This is a genomic window from Pseudomonas rubra (genome assembly GCF_028656935.1).
Taxonomy (GTDB): domain Bacteria; phylum Pseudomonadota; class Gammaproteobacteria; order Pseudomonadales; family Pseudomonadaceae; genus Aquipseudomonas; species Aquipseudomonas rubra.
In genome coordinates this window covers 27,333-45,320 of record NZ_JAMDGZ010000007.1, presented here as the reverse complement: position 1 = coordinate 45,320, position 17,988 = coordinate 27,333, and the positions used below count along the sequence as shown (strand labels likewise).

Here is a 17,988-nt window from a genome sequence, read left to right as displayed (position 1 = left end):
ATCTCGGCATAACCCCATAAACGCACTGTCGATCAGGCGCTGCTGTTGCGCCAGGTTGCTCCACTCATTGAAATCTTTCACTGCAGACTCCTTATTGTTGTTCGTTGCTGCACAGGTACTCGGCCAGACGGTCCATCAGCCGGTCACAGGCCGCCATCTGCTCGACACTGACAAATTCATCCGGCTTGTGGCCCTGGTCCATGCTGCCCGGCCCGCACACCACCGCCGGGATCCCGGCCTGGTCGAACAAGCCGCCTTCAGTGCCGAAGGCCACGGTGCTGAAGGCATCGCTGCCGCACAGTTGCGCGACCAGTTGTGCCGCAGCGCTTTCAGGCGCAGTGGCCAGGCCCGGGTAGGCTGAAATCGGCTCGAAGCGAATCGCTGTGTCGGCCTTTACCGCTTGCATGGCCGGCAGCAACGTTTGCTGCGCATAGGTGTGCAACTCATCTACCACCGCCTGCGGCTCGAAGGCCGGCAACGCGCGTACTTCAAAGTCGAAACGGCAATCGGCCGGGACGATGTTCAGCGCCGTACCGCCCTGGATCACCCCGACCTGCACGGTGGAGAACGCCGGGTCAAAGCGCGCATCCTGATGCTCGGGCGCGGCCAGGCGCTGGCCGATCTCGCCCAGGCAGCCGATCAGCCGCGCCGCCTGCTCGATGGCGTTGACGCCATAGGGCGCGTAAGCCGAATGGCAAGGCGCACCCTGTACATGGCAACGCATGGCCAGCTTGCCCTTGTGGCCGAGTACCGGCTTGAGCTCGGTAGGCTCGCCGATCAAGCACAAGGCCGGCTGTGGGATGCGCTGGGGCAGCACGTGCAACAGGCTGCGCACGCCCAGGCAGCCGACCTCCTCGTCATAGGAGAACGCCAGATGCACCGGCCGGCGCAGGGGGCTTGCGACAAACAGCGGTACCGCCGCCAGCACCGAGGCCAGGTAGCCTTTCATGTCGGCGGCGCCGCGGCCGTACAGCTTGCCGTCGCGCTCGGTGAGGCTGAACGGCTCCAGCGTCCACGGCTGACCGTCCACCGGCACCACATCGGTATGCCCCGACAACACCACCCCGCCGGCCACCGCCGGGCCAATGCTGGCCAGCAGGTTGGCCTTGCTGCGCTCTGCGTTGTAGATCAGCTCGCAGCTCACCCCCAGGCTGTGCAGGTAGTCGCGGACGAACTCGATCAAGGCCAGGTTCGAATCGCGACTGACCGTGGCAAAGCCGATCAGCTTGGCCAGTAACGCACGGCTGCGCAGCTCACTCATCGCCCGGCACTCCGTAGCTGGGCGCAAGCGTCGGGTTGAGGGCGCGGGTCAGGTAGTCCTGCAACTGCGGCTGGTAAGCGCGCCAGAGTTTGTTCAGCTCGCCGATCGGGTTCTCTTCAGCCCAGTCCACGCGCAGGTCAACAATCGGCCAGACCAGCTCGCCAACCACCGACAACGCCGCCGAGTGCACCGCCCCCGCTTCGCCGCCAGCGTCCTGGCCGGCCTGCAAGGCGCTCAACAAACGCGTCGCCAGGCAGCCTTCACTGGTCTGGAAGGCCTCTACCATGCGCTCGATCACGGCGCTGTTGGCCAACAGGTTGCCCGCTGCCACGCACTGCTCGCCGGCCACGGCGTTGTGGATGCCCAGCGCGTGGTTGCCGCTGAACAGTGCCGTACGCCCCTGGGCATCGATGACGGCCACCTGGCGATACTGGCTGTAGCCGTTGCGCGTCAGGGCGTGGTCCAGCGCCTGGTGCGGCGCCAGCCCCTGGTCCAGGCCGTCAAGAATTTGCGGGCCTAGGGCCGGCAAGGTGATGTTCTGGCTCGACACCGCACCCACACCAGTGCGCAGCCACGGGCAGCGAGCGCCGACGGCAATGCTCGAGGAGCTGATGGCAATGCCCAACTGACCGGTTTCGGCGCAGCGGCCAACGATGGAAAAGGTCATGGCAGGCTCCTTATTCGGGGATGACCGCGATCACGTCGATTTCCATCAGCCACTGCGGCTGGCCGAGGGCACTGACCACCAGGCCCGTGGAGATCGGGAACACGCCCTTGAGCCACTTGCCGACCTCCTGGTAGACCGGCTCGCGGTAGCGCGGGTCGATCAGGTAGGTGGTGGTCTTGACGATATGGCTGAGGTCGCTGCCGGCCTCCTCTAGCAGTTGTTTGACGTTGCGCATGGCTTGTTCGGCCTGGGCCCTTGGGTCACCCAGGCCAACCAGCTGGCCGTTGAAGTCAGTGCCCACCTGCCCCCGCACGTACACGGTGTTGCCGGCACGCACCGCCTGGCACAGGTCGTTGTCCAGGGTCTGGTTGGGGTAGGTGTCTTTGGTGTTGAACATGCGGATACGGGTATGAGTAGGCATCAACGAGCTCCCATGAGGCTGACAGGTTGGCGTTCGGCTTGGCGCTGCGACGCGTCGCGGTAATCGAAGTAGGTGCGTTGTTTGACGATGTGTTCGCCGATGTGCCGGGCGTCGTGCCACACGCCCCAGATAAAGGCCGAGCCGCGCCGCGACAACCAGGGCAGGCCAACGAAGTAGATACCCGGCTCACTGGACACGCCGCGCTGATGACGGGGCTTGCCGTTGTCCTTGAAGGCGTCGACCTGCAGCCAGCTGTAATCCACCGAGTAGCCGGTGGCCCAGATGATGGTGCTGACACCGGCCTTGGCCAGGTCGAGTTCGAGAATCGGCTGGGTCAGGCACAGCGGGTCGGGCAACATCACCCGTGCTTCAGGCTCTTGCGGCAAGTCCAGGCCATTGCGGGCAATGTAGGCGTCGGCGGCGTCGAGCAGCGCCAGGTAGTTTTCGTCGCCGCGCGCGATGTTCTCGGCCAGGTTGGCCTCGAAACGCACCACACCGTTGTCAAAGCTCTTGGTCAGGCCGACCAGGGTCATGCCCTGTTGGGCCAGCTTGCGAAAATCCACGGTGTGGCCGCCGCGGGCCCCGCTGACGGCAATGGTCACGTGTTCCTTTCCCGGCTGCATGGCTTCGGCGTCCCACTCACCGAGCACCCCCAGCCACCAGCAAAAGTCGCGGTTGCGGTAGGCCCGCGGCGGGCGGTCGTGAGCACCGACCGAGAGGTACACCTGCTTGCCGGCGCGCTGCAGTTCATCGGCGATCTGCACACCGGAGGAGCCGGCGCCGACCACCAGCACCGCGCCCTCGGGCAGTTGCTGCGGGTTGCGGTAAGCGGCGGAGTGCATCTGCAGCACGCGCGAATCTTGCGGGGCAATCGGCGGGATCACCGGGCGCTGGAACGGGCCGGTGGCGACCACCACTTGCCGGGCCTCGATCACACCGTCGCTGGTGTGTACGGTGAAACCCGGGCGATCGCTGTTGCGCAACACCTGGGTGACTTCGACGCCGGTGCGGATCGGCGCATTGAACTTGCGGGCATAGGCTTCAAAATAGTCGGCCACCTGCTCCTTGGCGGCGAAGGCGTCCGGGTCCAGGCCTTCGAATTCCAGGCCCGGGAAGCGGTCATGCCAGGCCGGGCCGTTGGCCACCAGCGAATCCCAGCGGCCGCTACGCCAGGCTTCGGCAACACGGTTGCGCTCCAGCACCAGGTGCGGCACGCCCAGGCGGCTCAGGTGCTCACTCATGGCCACACCGGCCTGCCCGGCCCCCACTACCAGCGTATCGATCTTGGTTTTATTGATTGTCATGTCTGCGCCCTACTGAGTTGTCCCACGCAGGTGGCCGTGGGAGGGAGTAGGTCGCATTCTGGGAGCGCGCGGGCAAACGCGAAATTATGATTTTTGTAGTTGCTGGATAGTAAAAAACTGGGGTGCAGGATCCTGTGCCGGGACCAACCTGGTCAGTGAAGAAATGATCCAATCCCAACGCCGCTGCTAAGCTTATGGACAGCGTCTGACTCACACCTCAGCGCTCCGCCCCGGCTGACGTTTTCAGCGGCGGCTGGATCAATGTTCCATGCGCACAAACAAGCCCTGCTTGAAGTTTTCTCTGTACCACGGACCGGCGGCCAACCTTGTTTAGCCATGTTGCAACCTCGCTGCCCGCGGCGTGCCTGTGCGTGCTCGTCACAGTGCTCCAGGCCTGAGTGCAGCATTCCGAAATCGGTCTTGGGAGACGAAAAATGGCGGACAGCAAAAAAGGCGCAGTGATCGTACTACTCGGCGATCTGTCGTCCCACATGATGGTCGAGCGCGGTTCAGGCAAAAACGCCGATGAGGCCCCGTCCTACCAATTGCGCAGCAGAGATCATCATGAGCCGTTGCTGCCGACAATGATTGAGCATGCGTTGAAGGACGGCTGGCCCGAGTTCAAGGCGCAGATGATCATCCGGCACACCGACTCGAACGATCGCGGCATGTGCGACAAGCGTTTCAGCATACTTGACCGGTTTGCGCAGTCCTCCAAGAGCAGCAAGGACAGCCCCAAGGCGCTTAGAGTCAGGGAAGACTATATCGTCAGCGAAGAGAGTGGGCCTGGCAACGCGTCTGGCATCAAAAGCCAATCGGATTCCCTGTTCGCCAGCATAAAGGACATCCAGCAACAACTCGAAAAGCACGATGGGCAAAGGCAACACCGGATCACGGTGATCTACGACCAGCATGGGTGTACCCGGCATGCCCTTGACGAGCTGGCACAAGCCAAGCAGTCCAAACGGTTCAAGAACATTCGCGATGTTGTCGGAACCGATGACTTGGTGCTAGCCATCAATAGCGATGCCGAGAAATGGGCATCGACGCTCAAGTCGTTGTCGGACAACATCCTGTTGAGAAAAAAACGACCACACGCAGGCCCCAAAAGAGTCACCATCGTGACAACGGCCGACGCCTTGCGCAAAGCCGGCGTGAACATAAAAAAATATGGTGCATTGGAACACAGCATCCGCGACATCATGAAGGCGATGAACCAGAATCGGGTGCACAACCAGAGTCCCGTTTCAACATTTTTCGACTATGCCGATGAACTGGTGATTGTCTTCCGTGAGACCGGCAGCCTGCATATTCACAAAACAGCAAAGGGCCGCTGTAAGGCGGCACTGCATTACTGTCCGAATTTCGACCGTATCGCGCAATCTGATACTCGCCGGTACGGGCGCGTGCCCGGCAAGTTTGCGATTTTCCTCTGCGCGGTGATCAAGGGGCTGTACACCATTGCCAACGGGCGCAAAGCATCCATCGGCGTCACGTCTTCATCGGCCGATCAGGCTATCTTCCAGGGTGCGCTACGGCTGGCAGCAGTGGCTTTCAATCGCCACTTCAAGAATGGGCTGGCTTACGATGACCCTTTCAAATCCATCGAGCAGGCACTGGCCGATCCACTCGGCAACATGGCCAACGACTGCGAAAATGCGACCTCGCGAGAAGACCTAACGTGCTCGCTGGAGCTTTCGCAAGAGCAGGCAAGACGCCCGAAAAAATGGAGCAGGACCAGCGAATTTCTTGCCAGAGAGACGCTGGAGAGCGACCTGAGAGAAATCGTCATCAATGGCATGGACAGCGTCCTGAGTGTGACCTCACCCAGCGGGCCGAAAAAAAGCACCGGCCTCTACCGTTTCGAAGAAAGACCGTGGTTCCCGCGCAGCTTCATTACTTTTCCGTATGCCACCTTCGGCCAGCTCAAACTGCTGGATACCAAGGAAATCGCCGAACACTTCGAGCTTGCGAAAATCATAGGCAAATATATCCAGACGGCCGACTGGCGCGCGCCGCTGTCAATCGCCGTGTTCGGCAAGCCCGGTTCCGGCAAGTCGTTCGCGGTCAATCAGGTGCTTAAATCCGTCGACCCTGCGCGCAAGAGCGAGCCCTTGACCTTTAACCTGGCTCAATTCGCTAAGGAGGATCAGTTGACCGAGGCATTTCACCAGATTCAGGACCAGGCACTGGCCAGCGACGAAGTGCCGCTCGCCGTGTTTGATGAGTTCGACGCCTGCATAGGTTCGAACAAGAACGGCTGGTTGAAATACTTCCTTGCGCCGATGCAGGACGGGCTGTTTCGAGGCAAAAATGGTGACTATCGGGTGGGGCGCGCCATCTTTCTGTTTTCCGGCGGAACGGCCGCGACTTTTAAAGAGTTTGCCGGCCCCGCCAGTAAAAAAGCCAGCAACGACGAAACAAAACTAAGAGACTTTCTCAGCCGGCTGAGGGGCAATCTCAATGTAAGCGACATTAACACCAACTCGGCCAAAGCCCCGGAACAGCTGAAAACCCTGCGCCGCGCCGCACTGTTGCGAACCTTTCTGCAAGAAAAGGCAAAACCGATCATGGTCGAGTGCTCGGACGGCACGGTACGCGCACGTATTCACCCCAAGGTGATCGATGCGTTCCTGCATGCCAACTATGTGCACGGTGTGCGCTCGATGGAAGCGATCATCCAGATGAGCAACTGGATTGATGGGTACTTTGTCCCAGCCTCCCTGCCCTCTAAAGATCAATTGATGATCCACATCACGGACAAAAGTTTCCTGCGAGAGGATCCGCCAGCAAAGCCTGCGAAGAAATAAGCCCTTGCTCCCACAGTGGCCGCAACTGCGGGAGCGGGCTTGCCCCGCGAAGCGAGCGTCAATACAGCCGCGCCTTGACCAGCGGCCGGAGCAGGTAGTTCAGCACGGTGCGCTTGCCACTGAGGATATCCACCTCGGCGACCATGCCGGGGATGATCGGCAGTACTTCATCGCCGCGCTTGAGCACGCTGCCGTCAGTCTTGATCAACACCTGGTAGTACGACTCCTTGCCGCGCGGGGTGTCTTCTTCGATGGTATCGGCGCTGATCTGTTCCAGGGTGCCCTTGAGGTCGCCATAGATGGAGAAGTCATAGGCGGTGATCTTGACCTTGGCCGGCATGCCAGGCACCAGGAAGGCCACGTCACGGGGCTTGATCCTGGCCTCGACCAGCAGACGCTCCTCCACCGGAATCACTTCCATGATCGCTTCGCCCGGCTGGATCACCCCGCCACGGGTGTTGATCAGCACGGTATTGACCCGCCCGCGCACCGGCGACAGGATCTCGGTGCGGCGCAGCTGGTCCTGGCGCTGCTTGATGATCGGCTCCAGGGCGCTGAGGTCGGCCTTGCGTTGCGAGCGTTCGGTGTAGGCGTCCTGGAAGTAGGTGTTTTTCAGCTCCGTGAGCTTGCCGTTGAGGGTGGCAATGTCCTGGCTGAGCTTGAGCGCCTCCATCTGGCTCACCGCCCGCTTGGCCACCAGCGGCCGCACCAGGTCGAGCTGGCTCTGGGCCAGGCGGACCTGGGCCTGGATCGAGCGGGTGTTTTCCACCAGCTTGTCGCGCCGCGACTTGAACAGCTCGCGTTCGGAGCGTGCCAGCGGGCTGTCGGCATCGACGTCGGCGCCGAAGTCAATGTGCGCCTTGCCCAGCACTTCGGCATCCAGGCGGGCAATCGCTGCACGCAAGCCGTCAGCCTGGTTGGTCGATTCCTGGACCGTGGTAAGAAACCGCGTTTCATCCAGGCGTACCAAGGGCTGGCCGACCTCGACCAGGTCGCCCTCTTTGACCAGCAGGCGGTCGAGGATGCCGCCCTCCAGGCTCTGGATTTTCTGGATGCGGCTGTACGGCACCACCCGGCCATCACCACGGGTAACCTCGTCAAGTTCGGCCCAGGCTGCCCAGGCGATGGCAATCAGGATACAGGCCAGCAACAGCCACAACAGTGGCCGATAGACCGGGTGAGTGACCGCCAGCAGCGGGTCGGCCAGTTCGCGGCGCAGTTTGGCCGCCTTGCGTTCAGAGCCCATGTGCACCTCCTGCGGCCTGCGGCGCCTGTACCTGGCTGCCCTGCACCACTTGCTCGAGCGGACCATCCATGATCACCCTACCCTGGCGCAATACCACCGCGCGTTCGACCAGGGCGAGCATGCTCTTCTTGTGGGTGGTAATGACCAGCGTGCGTTTGCCCAGCCAGTGCTGCAGGTAGTCGAGCACCTGTTTTTCGCTGGTCTGGTCGAACGCTGCGGTGGGTTCATCCAACAGCAGGATCGGTGGGTCTTGCAGCAGCACCCGGGCCAGGCCCACGGCCTGGCGTTGCCCGCCGGACAGGCTGGCGTTGCCCTGGATCGGCAGGTCCAGGCCCAACGAATGGCCGCGCACGAATGCACCCAGGCCAACCCCATCGAGGGTTTCCAACAGTTCATCGTCGCTCAGGGCGGCGTTCTCCAGGTTGAGGTTGTCACGCAGGCTGCCCTGGAACAACGCCACTTCCTGGGGCAGGTAGCCAATGCCGCGCTGGCGGTCGGCCGGGTCGATCTGGCTGAGGCTGACGTCATCGAGCAGCAGGCGCCCGGACTGGGCATCGAGCAAGCCGCTGAGCAAACGCAACAGGCTCGACTTGCCTGCACCGTTGCCGCCCAGCAACGCCACGCGCTCGCCGGCCTGAATGTTCAAGGCCTGGATGTCCACCACCGGCGGGCCATCACCGAGGCTAAGGCGCACGCCTTCAAGCCGATAGTGGCCACGCAGCTGAGGCTTGTGTACGAAGCGCTTGCCCTTGGGCCGTTCCTGTTCGGCGGCCATCAACTGGTCGAGGCCTTCCATGGCCACCTTGGTGTGCTGCCAGCGGCCGAGAATGCCCGCAGCCTGGGACAGCGGCGCGATCGCCCGCGAGGCAAGGATTGAGCAAGCCACCAGGGCGCCGACAGTCATCGCCCCTTCGCTGATACGATAGACGCCGAACACCACCACGCCGACGTAGCACAGCTGCTGGACGATGCTCGAGGCATAGCTCAGGGTCGAGGCCAGGGCGTGGGTTTTCATCGCCGTGCTCGACAACTCGCCGGTCAGGCTTTCCCATTGCTGCAGGCAACGGCCTTCGGCGCGGCTGGCCTTGACCGTTTCCAGGTGTTCGAAGGCTTCCAGCAGCACGCCGTTCTTCATTGCCCCTTCGCGCAGGTTCTGCCGCGACAGCCGGCCGAGCAGGCGCTGGGTCAAAAGCCCTGGCAACACCATCAGCACGCAGGCGACAATCGGCACCCAGACCACCTGGCCGCCGATCAGGGCGATGATCAGCAAGAAAACCACCACGAACGGCAGGTCGCTGATCAGCGCGGCGCTGGACGAGGTAAAAAACTCGCGGACCGACTCGAACTCGCGGACCTGGGTGCTGAACGCCCCCATCGAGGCAGGCTTGGCGGCGATCCGCGTGCTCAGCACGCGTGAGAACAGCAGGCTGGACAGTTGCAGGTCAAGGCGCTTGCCCAGCACGTTGAGCAGGTGCCCGCGCATGATCCGCAGCACACCGTCCAGGACAATCGCCAGGGCCACGCCACCGGCCAGAATCCACAAGGTGTCGAAGGCTGCATTGGGCACCACCCGGTCATACACCTGCATGGCGAACAGCGCCGAGGCGATGGCCAGGACGTTGGCCATCAGGGCTGCGGCAGCCACTTCGGCATAGGAGCGCCAGAGCTTTTTCAGCGGGCCGAAGAACCAGTGTTCGGGCACCGCCCGGGCGTAGTCCCCTACCCGCTCGTCCGGCCGGAAACGACATTTGGCGAACACTGCCGTGCCGCTGTACAGCGCCGCCAGCTCGCTCAGCGCCAGGCACTCGACGCCGCCATCGCTTTGCGGCACCAGGACCTGGGCTTGTTCATCCTCGAGCTTGACCAGCACCAGGCTGCGCCCATCCGTGAGCAACAGCAGCGCCGGCAGCAGGTAGTTGTCCATCTGCGCCAAGGGCAACTGATCGACCCGTGCCGTGATATCGGCGCGGCGCAACGCCCGCGCTACCAGGCGCAACGGCAGGCGCCCGTGTTCCAGCGCCAAGCCATCAACCAGTTCGGCATCGCCCAGCGGGCGGCCCAGTTGCCGGCACAACAACAGCAGACCCTGGCGCAGCGGATCGTTGCCCGGCTCGTGATTGAGCGCGACGACCTTACTGGCAATCCTGTTCTCAGCTTCCATTCAACCGATTCTCCACCAGTGGGCCCAACAAGCCGACCTGAGCGGCCGCCCGGTATTCAATGCGCTTGCGTTCGATGTGCAGATTGATCAATTGCCGCTCGGCCTCGAAGCGTTCGCGCTGCACGCTGAGCAGGTCGATCACGTCACGCCGGCCCACTTCGAACTGCTCGCGGTACAGCTCGCTGACCTGCGCCGACTCCGTCACTTGCACCTGCAAGGCTTGCTCCCGCCAGCCCAGGGTTTCGCCATTGTCGAACAGGGTTTGCAGTTGCCGGCGGATATCGCGCTGCATGGCGTCGGCACTGAAGCGCGCCGACTCCAGGCGTTGCTGGGCAGCCGTCGGGCGGCGGAAGTTGGACAAGCCCTGGAAGGTGTCCATGCGCAAACGCAAGGCCACCACCGAGTCGCTTTCCGGGTGCCCGCCGACCTCCCGGCGCAAGGCTGTGGCCTCGATGTTCAGTTGCGGCAGCAACGCCGACTTGGCCTCGCGGACCTGGGCCTCGGCGACGTTGGCGTCTTCAAGGGCCTTGCGCTGCAAGGGCGCGTCGTGAATCACCCGGGTCAGGTCACTGCTGGCCAGGTAGCGCTTGAGCGACATCGGTTCGGGGTCGCTCAACGTATCCGGCTCCTGGCCGACCAGAATCAGGTACTGGTTGCGCGCGTCCTGCAGGTTGCCCTTCTCCAGTGCCAACTGCTCCTGGGCCCGTGCCAGTTCGAGGTTGGCGCGGTCCAGTTCGCTGCGGTCGGCATAACCATCGCCACCGCGGTCTTCGGTCATTTGGCGGATACCGCCCAGGCGCTGCAGGTGCGTGCGCACCGCCTCGACCCGGCGCTCGGCTGCCAGCACGTCGAGGTAGGTCTCGACGATATCCAGCGCCGCATCATCACGGGCCACCAACACCGCCTCCGACAGCTTGCGCTGGTTAGCGCTGGCACTGTCGACCTTACTGTTGACCCGGCCCCAGTCATAGAGCATCTGCGACGCGGTGAGGTCATAAACCACCTCGCCAAAATCAAACTCCTGGGGCCCGCCGGACATCGACAGCGAGGGGTAATAGCCGCCCTTGGCAATCTCCACTTCTGTGCCGGCGCGATCGGCTTCAGCCATCGCCGAACGCACCTCGGGGTGAATGGCCAGCCCGGCCCGGACCGCCTGGTCCAATGGCATGGCTGGCGTAACCATCGGCAAGCCCAACGCAAGCAGCCCCAAGGCTACTTGCGCGTGCCGCCGTCCCTTGCGCGCGTACTGCTGGCGCGCCGTCATCAAACCACGACCTGAACCGTGTTTTCCTCCACCAGCAGCGTGTTGACGCCAAATGCGTAGACGTCATACACCAGGCCATTGATTGTCTGCGTGGTACCCGTGTTGAGCGCACCCACCACATTCAGTGTGTCGTTGCTTTCGCCAGTGATCTGCAAGGTGTTGTTGGCATCGGTGATCAGCCCCACTTCCGCGGCGGTAAGGGTCAGCACGCTGCCCGCATCGCCTTTGCCCAGGTCGACCCGTTCAATGTTGCTCAGGGTGCCGACGCCGACGGCGTTGTAGTCCAGGTCGATACCATTGGCCAGCAACAGCGTGTCAAAACCTGCCCCGCCATCGATGTTGACGAAGTTGGTCGCGGTGATCTGGATGGTGTCGTTGCCATCACCGGCCGCCACATGATCGCCAGCACCGACGTTGAAGATCAGGTCGCTGCCGTTGCCGCCGTTCAGGTGCTCGGCGCTGCCATTGACCGCCGCCATCACATCGTCGCCTGCGGTGCCGTTGACATTGATCTGGCCGATGATCGACGACAAGCCGTTGGGCAACAGGCTGATGCCATAGGCCGCACTCTCGTTGCCCTGGCTGTCGGTGGCGACAACGTTGAAGGAGATCTGTGAGCCCAGGTTGAGGATGTCGGTGATGTTCAGCCCCAGTTGGGTGAGGATGGTCGGGCTCAGCAGGTTCACGGCAAAATGCCCACTACCGTCGGCGAGAATCGGCAACAACTGCACGTCCAGCGCCGGGGTGATGACGCGAATCAACAGGCTCGAACCCACCTCTGTGTTGCCGCTAAAACCAAAGCGCGGGTTCAACGGGTTGAGGCTGACATCGACGGCAAAACCGCCGATGGTCACTGGCTGTTCGATACCGGTCCCTACCGCAAGGGTCGCAACGTTGCTCGGGTTGCCGGCCGGGTCGCGGCCCACCACCGAGACCTGGGCGCTGAGCAACTGGTTCCAACTGAAGTCGATGTCCAGGTCGGTCAGCAGGTTCAGCGACGCCAGGCCGCTGTTATCGGCGGTCACTATAACCGTGCCGGTCACACCGCCGACAGTCAGGGTCACCGTCAATTCGGTACCGGGATCGGTGGAGATGGTCAGCAGGTTGCCCACCAGCGACAGCACCGGGGTCGCCGGTGGCACGGTGTCGATGGTGAAGGCCACCGGGGTCGACGCGGTACCGCCATTGATGTCGGCGGTGATGGTCGAGGCGCCTTGGGGAAACGGCCCGCCCGACGGGTTGAGGGTCACGCTGACGGTGCCGGCAGTGATGTCACCGGCGGTCAGGGTATGGCTGGCCTGGGCCAGATAGCCGTTCTGCCCGTTAAAGTTGACGGTGATCACCTGGCCGACCTGCAGGGTCGGCCGTACCGCGACACTGACCTGGATACCGTCGGCAACTTCGGCAGCGTTGATCCAGGTGTCGGCCGCTTCCGCCACGCTCAGGGTCGGTGGCGCCAGGTCCGGCGCGGTGACGCTGCTCGGGCCGCTGAGGTTGCCAGCGGCATCCACGGCCACCGCGGACACCGGCTGACCGGCAGTCAGCGCCGGTGCCAGGGGCAAGCTGAAATTGCCGCTGCCATCGACGTTGACTGTGATCGGGTTGGCGCTGTCGCCATTGATCACGATACGCACCTGGCTGTTGGCCTCGGCGGTACCGCTGAGCAAGGCGCCATCGCTGCTGATGTTCAGCACAGGCGCTGCCGGGGCGACGCTGTCGACCGTGGTACTGGCCGGCGGGCTGTCGTTGCCGGCGGCGTCTTCGGCCACCGCGTTGACCACGCTGCCGTTGGCCAACGGGCTGCCCGGGGTGAAGCTCCAGGCGCCACTGCCATTGGCCGTGGTTTCACCAATCGGGTTGCCACTGCCATCGGTGAGGATGACTTTCGCGCCAATCTCGGCGGTGCCGCTAATCACCGCGCCATTGCTGGCGTTGATGACCGGCGCGGCGGGTGCCAGCGAATCCACCGTGGTGCTGCCCGGAGCACTGTTGTTGCCAGCAATGTCCTGGGCCACGGCATTGACCACGGTGCCGTTGGGCAACGGGCTGGCCGGGGTAAAGCTCCAGTGGCCGCTGCCATCGGCGTTGACCTGGCCAATCGGGTTGCCGCTGCCGTCGGTAAGGGTGACCTTGGCACCCGCTTCCGCGGTACCGGCAAGCACGCTGCCATTGGTCGGGTTGACTATCGGCGCGGCAGGTGGCATTGCGTCCACAGTAGCGGTGGCGGGCGCACTGGTATTGCCGGCGGCGTCCTTGGCCACGGCGGTGAACACTTGGCCGTGGGGCAATGAGCCAATACCTGGGAGGAAGCTCCAGTTACCATTAGCGTCAGCAATCGTCCCCCCCATCGGCTGTCCGCTGCTGTAGGTGAAGGTGATGATGGCGCCCGCTTCCGATGTACCGGTGACAAGTGTACCGTTGACCGGGTTGATAACCGGCGCAGCCGGTGCCACCGAGTCCACAGTGGTGCTGATCGACCCGCTGGTATTGCCGGCGGCGTCCCTGGCCACGGCATTGACCACCGTGCCGTTGGCCAGCGGTGATCCTGGGGTGAAGCTCCAGATGCCGCTGCCATCGGCTGTGGTTTCACCAATCGGGTTGCCGCTGCCGTCGGTGAGGATGACTTTCGCACCGATCTCGGCGGTACCGGTAATCACCACGCCAGCGCTGGCGTTGATGACCGGCACTGACGGCGCCAAGGCATCCACCGTGGTACTGGCAGGCCCGCTGGTGTTGCCTGCCGCATCCTTGGCCACGGCATTGACCACGGTGCCGTTGGGCAACGGGCTGCCTGGGGTGAAGCTCCAGTGGCCACTGCCATTGGCGCTGGTCTGGCCAATCGGGTTGCCGCCGCCATCGGACAGGATGATGGTCGCCCCCGCTTCGGCGCTACCGCTGATCTCGGCGCCATTGCTGGCGGCTATCACCGGCGCGCCCGGTGCGACGCTATCGATGGTGGCAACCGCCGCGGCGCTATCAGTGCCTGTGGGATTGCGCGCAATGACTGTGACTACTGTGCCGTCAGGCAACGGCGCGCCCAGGATGAAGCTCCAGTTGCCGCTGCCGTCGACCGTCACCTGGCCGATCGGGGTACCATTGCTTTGGGCCAGGATGATGGTATTGCCCGCATCCGCCGTACCGCTGAGGAACACACCGTTGCTGGGATCGACATGCGGGATCGACGGCAGCGAGGTATCGATGGTGGTGGAGCCTGGCGCGCCGGTGTTGCCTGCCGCGTCAGTGGCGGTGACGTTGACCACGGTGCCGTTGGGCAACTGCGCACCCGGGCTGAAACTCCAGTTGCCGCCGGCGTCGGCCTGGACCTGGCCGATCGGGTTGCCGCTGCCATCTTTGAGGGTGATCGTGCTGTTGGCCTCGGCGGTGCCATTGACGGTATTACCGTTGCTCGGGTTGACCACCGGCGCCGCTGGCGGCAGGGCATCCACGGTGATGCTTGTCGGCGGGCCGATGTTGCTAGCCGGGTCCTGGGCCACGGCATAGACCACGGTGCCGTTGGGCAGCGGGTTGGTGGGCGTAATCGTCCAGTTGCCGCTGCCATCGGCGGTGGTTTCGCCGATCGGGCTGCCCCCGCTATCGGTAAGGAACACCTTGGCCCCGGCCTCGGCGGTGCCGCTGACGGTTGCGCCATTGCTCGGGCTGATCACCGGTGCGCCGGGGGCGACGATGTCGACTGTGGTTGCCGCCTGTGGCCCGGTATTGCCGGTCGGGTCGGTGGCCTTGGCAATCACCACGGTGCCATTGGGCAGCGGGCTTGCCGAGATGAAGCTCCAGTTGCCGTTGCTATTGGCGGTGACCTGCCCGATGGGGTTGCCGCTGCTGTCGGTCAGGGTCACGGTAGCGCCGGCTTCAGTGCTGCCGCTGATGACGACGCCATTGCTTGGGTTGATAATCGGCGCGGCAGGCGCCGAACTGTCGACGGTCACCGTGGCAGGGGCGCTGCTGTTGCCGGCGGCATCCTTGGCCAGCACATTGACCACGGTGCCATTGGCGATCGGTGACGCTGGGGTGTAGGTCCAGTTGCCACTGCCATTGGCAGTGACCTCGGCAATCGGGTTGCCGCTGCCATCAGTGATGATCACCTTGCTGTTGGCTTCGGCCGTACCGCTCAGGCTGCTGCCGTTGCTCAGGTTAACGGTGGGTGCAGGCGGGGCGACAGCGTCGACGATTGCGCTGGCCGGGCCGCTGGTGTTGCCAGCCGGGTCGGTGGCGGTGGCATTGACCACCGTGCCGTTGGGCAGCGGGCTTGCGGGGGTGAAGCTCCAGTGGCCACTGCCATCGGCGGTGGTTTCGCCAATCGGGTTGCCGCCGCCGTCAGTCAGGACCACCTTGGCTCCGGCCTCGGCGGTGCCGCTGACGGTTGCGCCATTGCTCGGGCTGATCAGCGGTGCGCCCGGGGCCACGCTGTCCACGGTCGTCGTCGCGGGCGTACCGCTGTTGCCGGTCGCGTCGCTGGCCGTGGCTACCACGACCGTGCCATTGGGCAGCGGGCTTGCAGGGGTGAAGCTCCAGTGGCCACTGCCATCGGCGGTGACCTGGCCAATCGGATTGCCGCTGCCATCTTTGAGCGTCACCGTGGCGCCGGCTTCGGCACTGCCGCTGATGCTGCTGCCATTGCTCGGGTCGAGCACCGGAGCCGCGGGTGCCGAGCTGTCGACGGTCATTGTGGCAGGCGCGCTGTTGTTGCCGGCCGCGTCCTGGGCCAGCACCTTGATCACTGTGCCATCGGCAATCGGCGTGCCTGGCGTGTAACTCCAGTTGCCGCTGCCATCGGCCGTGACCTGGGCAATCGGGTTGCCACTGCCGTCGGTGATGATCACCTTGCTGTTGGCCTCGGCCGTGCCGCCCAGGCTACTGCCATTGCTCGGATTGACCGTGGGCGCCGCTGGTGCGATTGCATCGACGCTGACGCTGCTCTGGCCGCTGGTATTGCCGGCCGGATCCTGGGCTACGACGTTGACCTGCGCGCCGTTGGGCAGCGCAATGCCTGGGGTGAAGCTCCAGTTGCCGTTGGCGTCGGCAATGGTCTGGCCGATCGGGTTGCCGTCGCCGTCGCTGAGCAAGATTTTCGCGCCAGCTTCAGCAGTACCGCTGAGCAACGCACCGTTGCTCGGATTGACCAGCGGCGCGGTGGGTGCCACGGCATCGATCACCGTGCTGGCCGGCGGGCTGCTATGGCCATTGGCGTTTTCGGCGACCACAACGACCACGGTGCCATCGGCCAGTGAGGTGCTCGGGGTGAAGCTCCAGTTGCCGCTGGCATCGGCCATGGTCTGGCCGATCGGGTTGCCGTCGCCGTCGGTGATTACCAGGGTGATGCCGGGTTCGGCAGTTCCCGACAGCACACTGCCGTTGCTGGCATTGACCTGCGGGGCATCGGGGTAGTCCGGCGCCTGGACACTCACCCCAGGGCTGCTGTTGCCGGCCGCATCGGTGATCACCACCGTTACGGTCTGGCCATCGGTCAGCGGCGGGTTAAGCGGGACCTGGAAATTGCCATCGGCGCCGATCACCAGGGTCACATCGGGCTGGCCATCGCCATTGGTATCGACCCCGACCCGTGCACCCGGCTCGCCCCTGCCGCTGACGCTGGTGCCATCGGCCGCTACTTCGACCTCGGTCGCAGGCGCCGGCGCGCTGGTGTCCGCAGCCTTGGTCTGGACACCCGTACTGCTGTTGCCGGACGGGTCGGTAACCACCACGGTCACGGTCTGGCCGTTGGTCAGCGGCGGCGTCAGCGGGACCTGGAAGGTGCCGTCGGGCGCGATCACCACGCTCACCTCGGGTTTACCATCGCCATTGGTGTCGATACCTGCAGTTGCGCCCGGCTCACCCTTGCCGCTGACGCTTGCGCCATCGGCAGCCACCTGGACATTGGTTGCCGCTGCCGGTGCGGTGGTGTCCGGGGCTTTGGTCTGGATCGCCGGGCTGCTGTTGCCGGACGGATCGGTGACCACTACGGTCACGGTTTGGCCATTGGTCAATGGTGGATTCAGCGGCAACTGGAAGTTGCCATCGGCGCCGACCACCACACTGGCGTCGGCCTTGCCGTCACCGTTGGTATCGACCCCGACCGTGGCGCCTGGCTCCGCCTTACCGCTCAATTTACTGCCGTCAGGGGCCACCTGAAGCCCGCTCGCGCCGGCGGGTGCGGTGGTGTCCGCCGGTGGTGTTCCTCCCCCGCCACCGCCACCGCCGCCACCGCTGCTGTTGGAGATCGCCACGCCCGCGCCGATTACCGCAGCGCCGGCCAGCAACATACCGCCCATCCCCAACCCGGCAACGGTTGCTCCGGCGCCGGCACCAGCACTACCGGCGGCGGTCAGCGAGTCAAAACCCGCTACGCTTTCCTGAGCGACGTAGCTCGCCGCCAGCACACCGTCCGCAGCGACCGGAGGAAGGCTAACCGCCACCAGCTTGCCTTCCTGGACCAGAAACAGCTCGCTGGGCGCTTGCCCAGGCGCGTAGAAATTGGCGACGCGAATGCTTTCGCCATTTTTCAGTTGCACCACCAGGTCCGCATCGCTTTTCGAATAGCTGGCGACCGCTTCGGGGTTGATGTCGAGGGCAACTTCACTGCTTTCGCTGAGCGTGAGAATGCCTTTGTCCGGCACCTCAAGGACGGCAGCTGAGGAGACATTTTGATTGAGAGGGGAAATCTGTGCCTGAATCGACATGCTAGACAGTCCTTTTGCCTATAGTTGACCGAAGGGTCACACTGCTGTCTGAATGAATAGCAGTTCTGCAAAAAAAAACGATTCTGGCTTTAGGCTTAATACCTAAGCGCGCTTAAACGTTTTTGGCGTTAGTCCAAAAGGCTTGCAGCGCGGACGCTG

Annotated in this window: 9 protein-coding genes; 1 reads left to right on the top strand and 8 read right to left on the bottom strand. The window is 63.8% G+C overall.

Going from position 1 to position 17,988, the window contains the following annotated elements:
* Window positions 1–91: 91 nt before the first annotated feature.
* Genes argE through M5G17_RS03335 form a run of 4 tightly spaced genes read right to left on the bottom strand, consistent with a single transcriptional unit; the run spans window position 92 to window position 3,653 of the window.
* Window positions 92–1,261 carry an acetylornithine deacetylase gene (gene argE, locus M5G17_RS03350; RefSeq protein ID WP_273891596.1) on the bottom strand — a complete coding sequence of 390 codons (1,170 nt, stop codon included), beginning with the start codon at window positions 1,259–1,261 and terminating at the stop codon, window positions 92–94.
* Window positions 1,254–1,928 (bottom strand): DUF1028 domain-containing protein, encoded by a 675-nt coding sequence (locus tag M5G17_RS03345; RefSeq protein ID WP_273891595.1) that lies wholly within the window; start codon window positions 1,926–1,928, stop codon window positions 1,254–1,256. Before M5G17_RS03345 ends, argE begins: the two co-directional genes overlap by 8 nt.
* A gap of 10 nt (window positions 1,929–1,938) precedes the next feature.
* Complete coding sequence (locus tag M5G17_RS03340) at window positions 1,939–2,349, bottom strand: RidA family protein (RefSeq protein WP_003201555.1); 411 nt, start codon at window positions 2,347–2,349, stop codon at window positions 1,939–1,941.
* The gene (locus tag M5G17_RS03335; RefSeq protein ID WP_273891593.1) at window positions 2,349–3,653 is read right to left on the bottom strand and encodes a flavin-containing monooxygenase; all 1,305 of its coding nucleotides are present in this window, start codon (window positions 3,651–3,653) and stop codon (window positions 2,349–2,351) included. The genes M5G17_RS03340 and M5G17_RS03335 overlap by 1 nt, the downstream gene beginning before the upstream one ends.
* A gap of 434 nt (window positions 3,654–4,087) precedes the next feature.
* On the opposite strand from M5G17_RS03335, the gene M5G17_RS03330 reads away from it, so the two are divergent.
* Complete coding sequence (locus M5G17_RS03330) at window positions 4,088–6,463, top strand: hypothetical protein (RefSeq protein WP_273891592.1); 2,376 nt, start codon at window positions 4,088–4,090, stop codon at window positions 6,461–6,463.
* 58 nt (window positions 6,464–6,521) lie between these two features.
* On the opposite strand, the gene M5G17_RS03325 is transcribed toward M5G17_RS03330, so the two are convergent.
* The 4 genes from M5G17_RS03325 to M5G17_RS03310 are packed head-to-tail and all read right to left on the bottom strand — an operon-like array spanning window position 6,522 to window position 17,829.
* On the bottom strand, window positions 6,522–7,709 hold the full coding sequence (locus tag M5G17_RS03325; RefSeq protein ID WP_273891591.1) for a beta-barrel domain-containing protein: 1,188 nt from the start codon (window positions 7,707–7,709) through the stop codon (window positions 6,522–6,524).
* Window positions 7,699–9,870 (bottom strand): type I secretion system permease/ATPase, encoded by a 2,172-nt coding sequence (locus M5G17_RS03320; protein WP_273891590.1) that lies wholly within the window; start codon window positions 9,868–9,870, stop codon window positions 7,699–7,701. The genes M5G17_RS03325 and M5G17_RS03320 overlap by 11 nt, the downstream gene beginning before the upstream one ends.
* Complete coding sequence (locus M5G17_RS03315) at window positions 9,860–11,134, bottom strand: TolC family protein (RefSeq protein ID WP_273891589.1); 1,275 nt, start codon at window positions 11,132–11,134, stop codon at window positions 9,860–9,862. Before M5G17_RS03315 ends, M5G17_RS03320 begins: the two co-directional genes overlap by 11 nt.
* Entirely contained in the window at window positions 11,134–17,829 is a 6,696-nt protein-coding gene (locus M5G17_RS03310; RefSeq protein ID WP_273891588.1) for an Ig-like domain-containing protein, read from the bottom strand. The genes M5G17_RS03315 and M5G17_RS03310 overlap by 1 nt, the downstream gene beginning before the upstream one ends.
* Window positions 17,830–17,988: the final 159 nt, after the last annotated feature.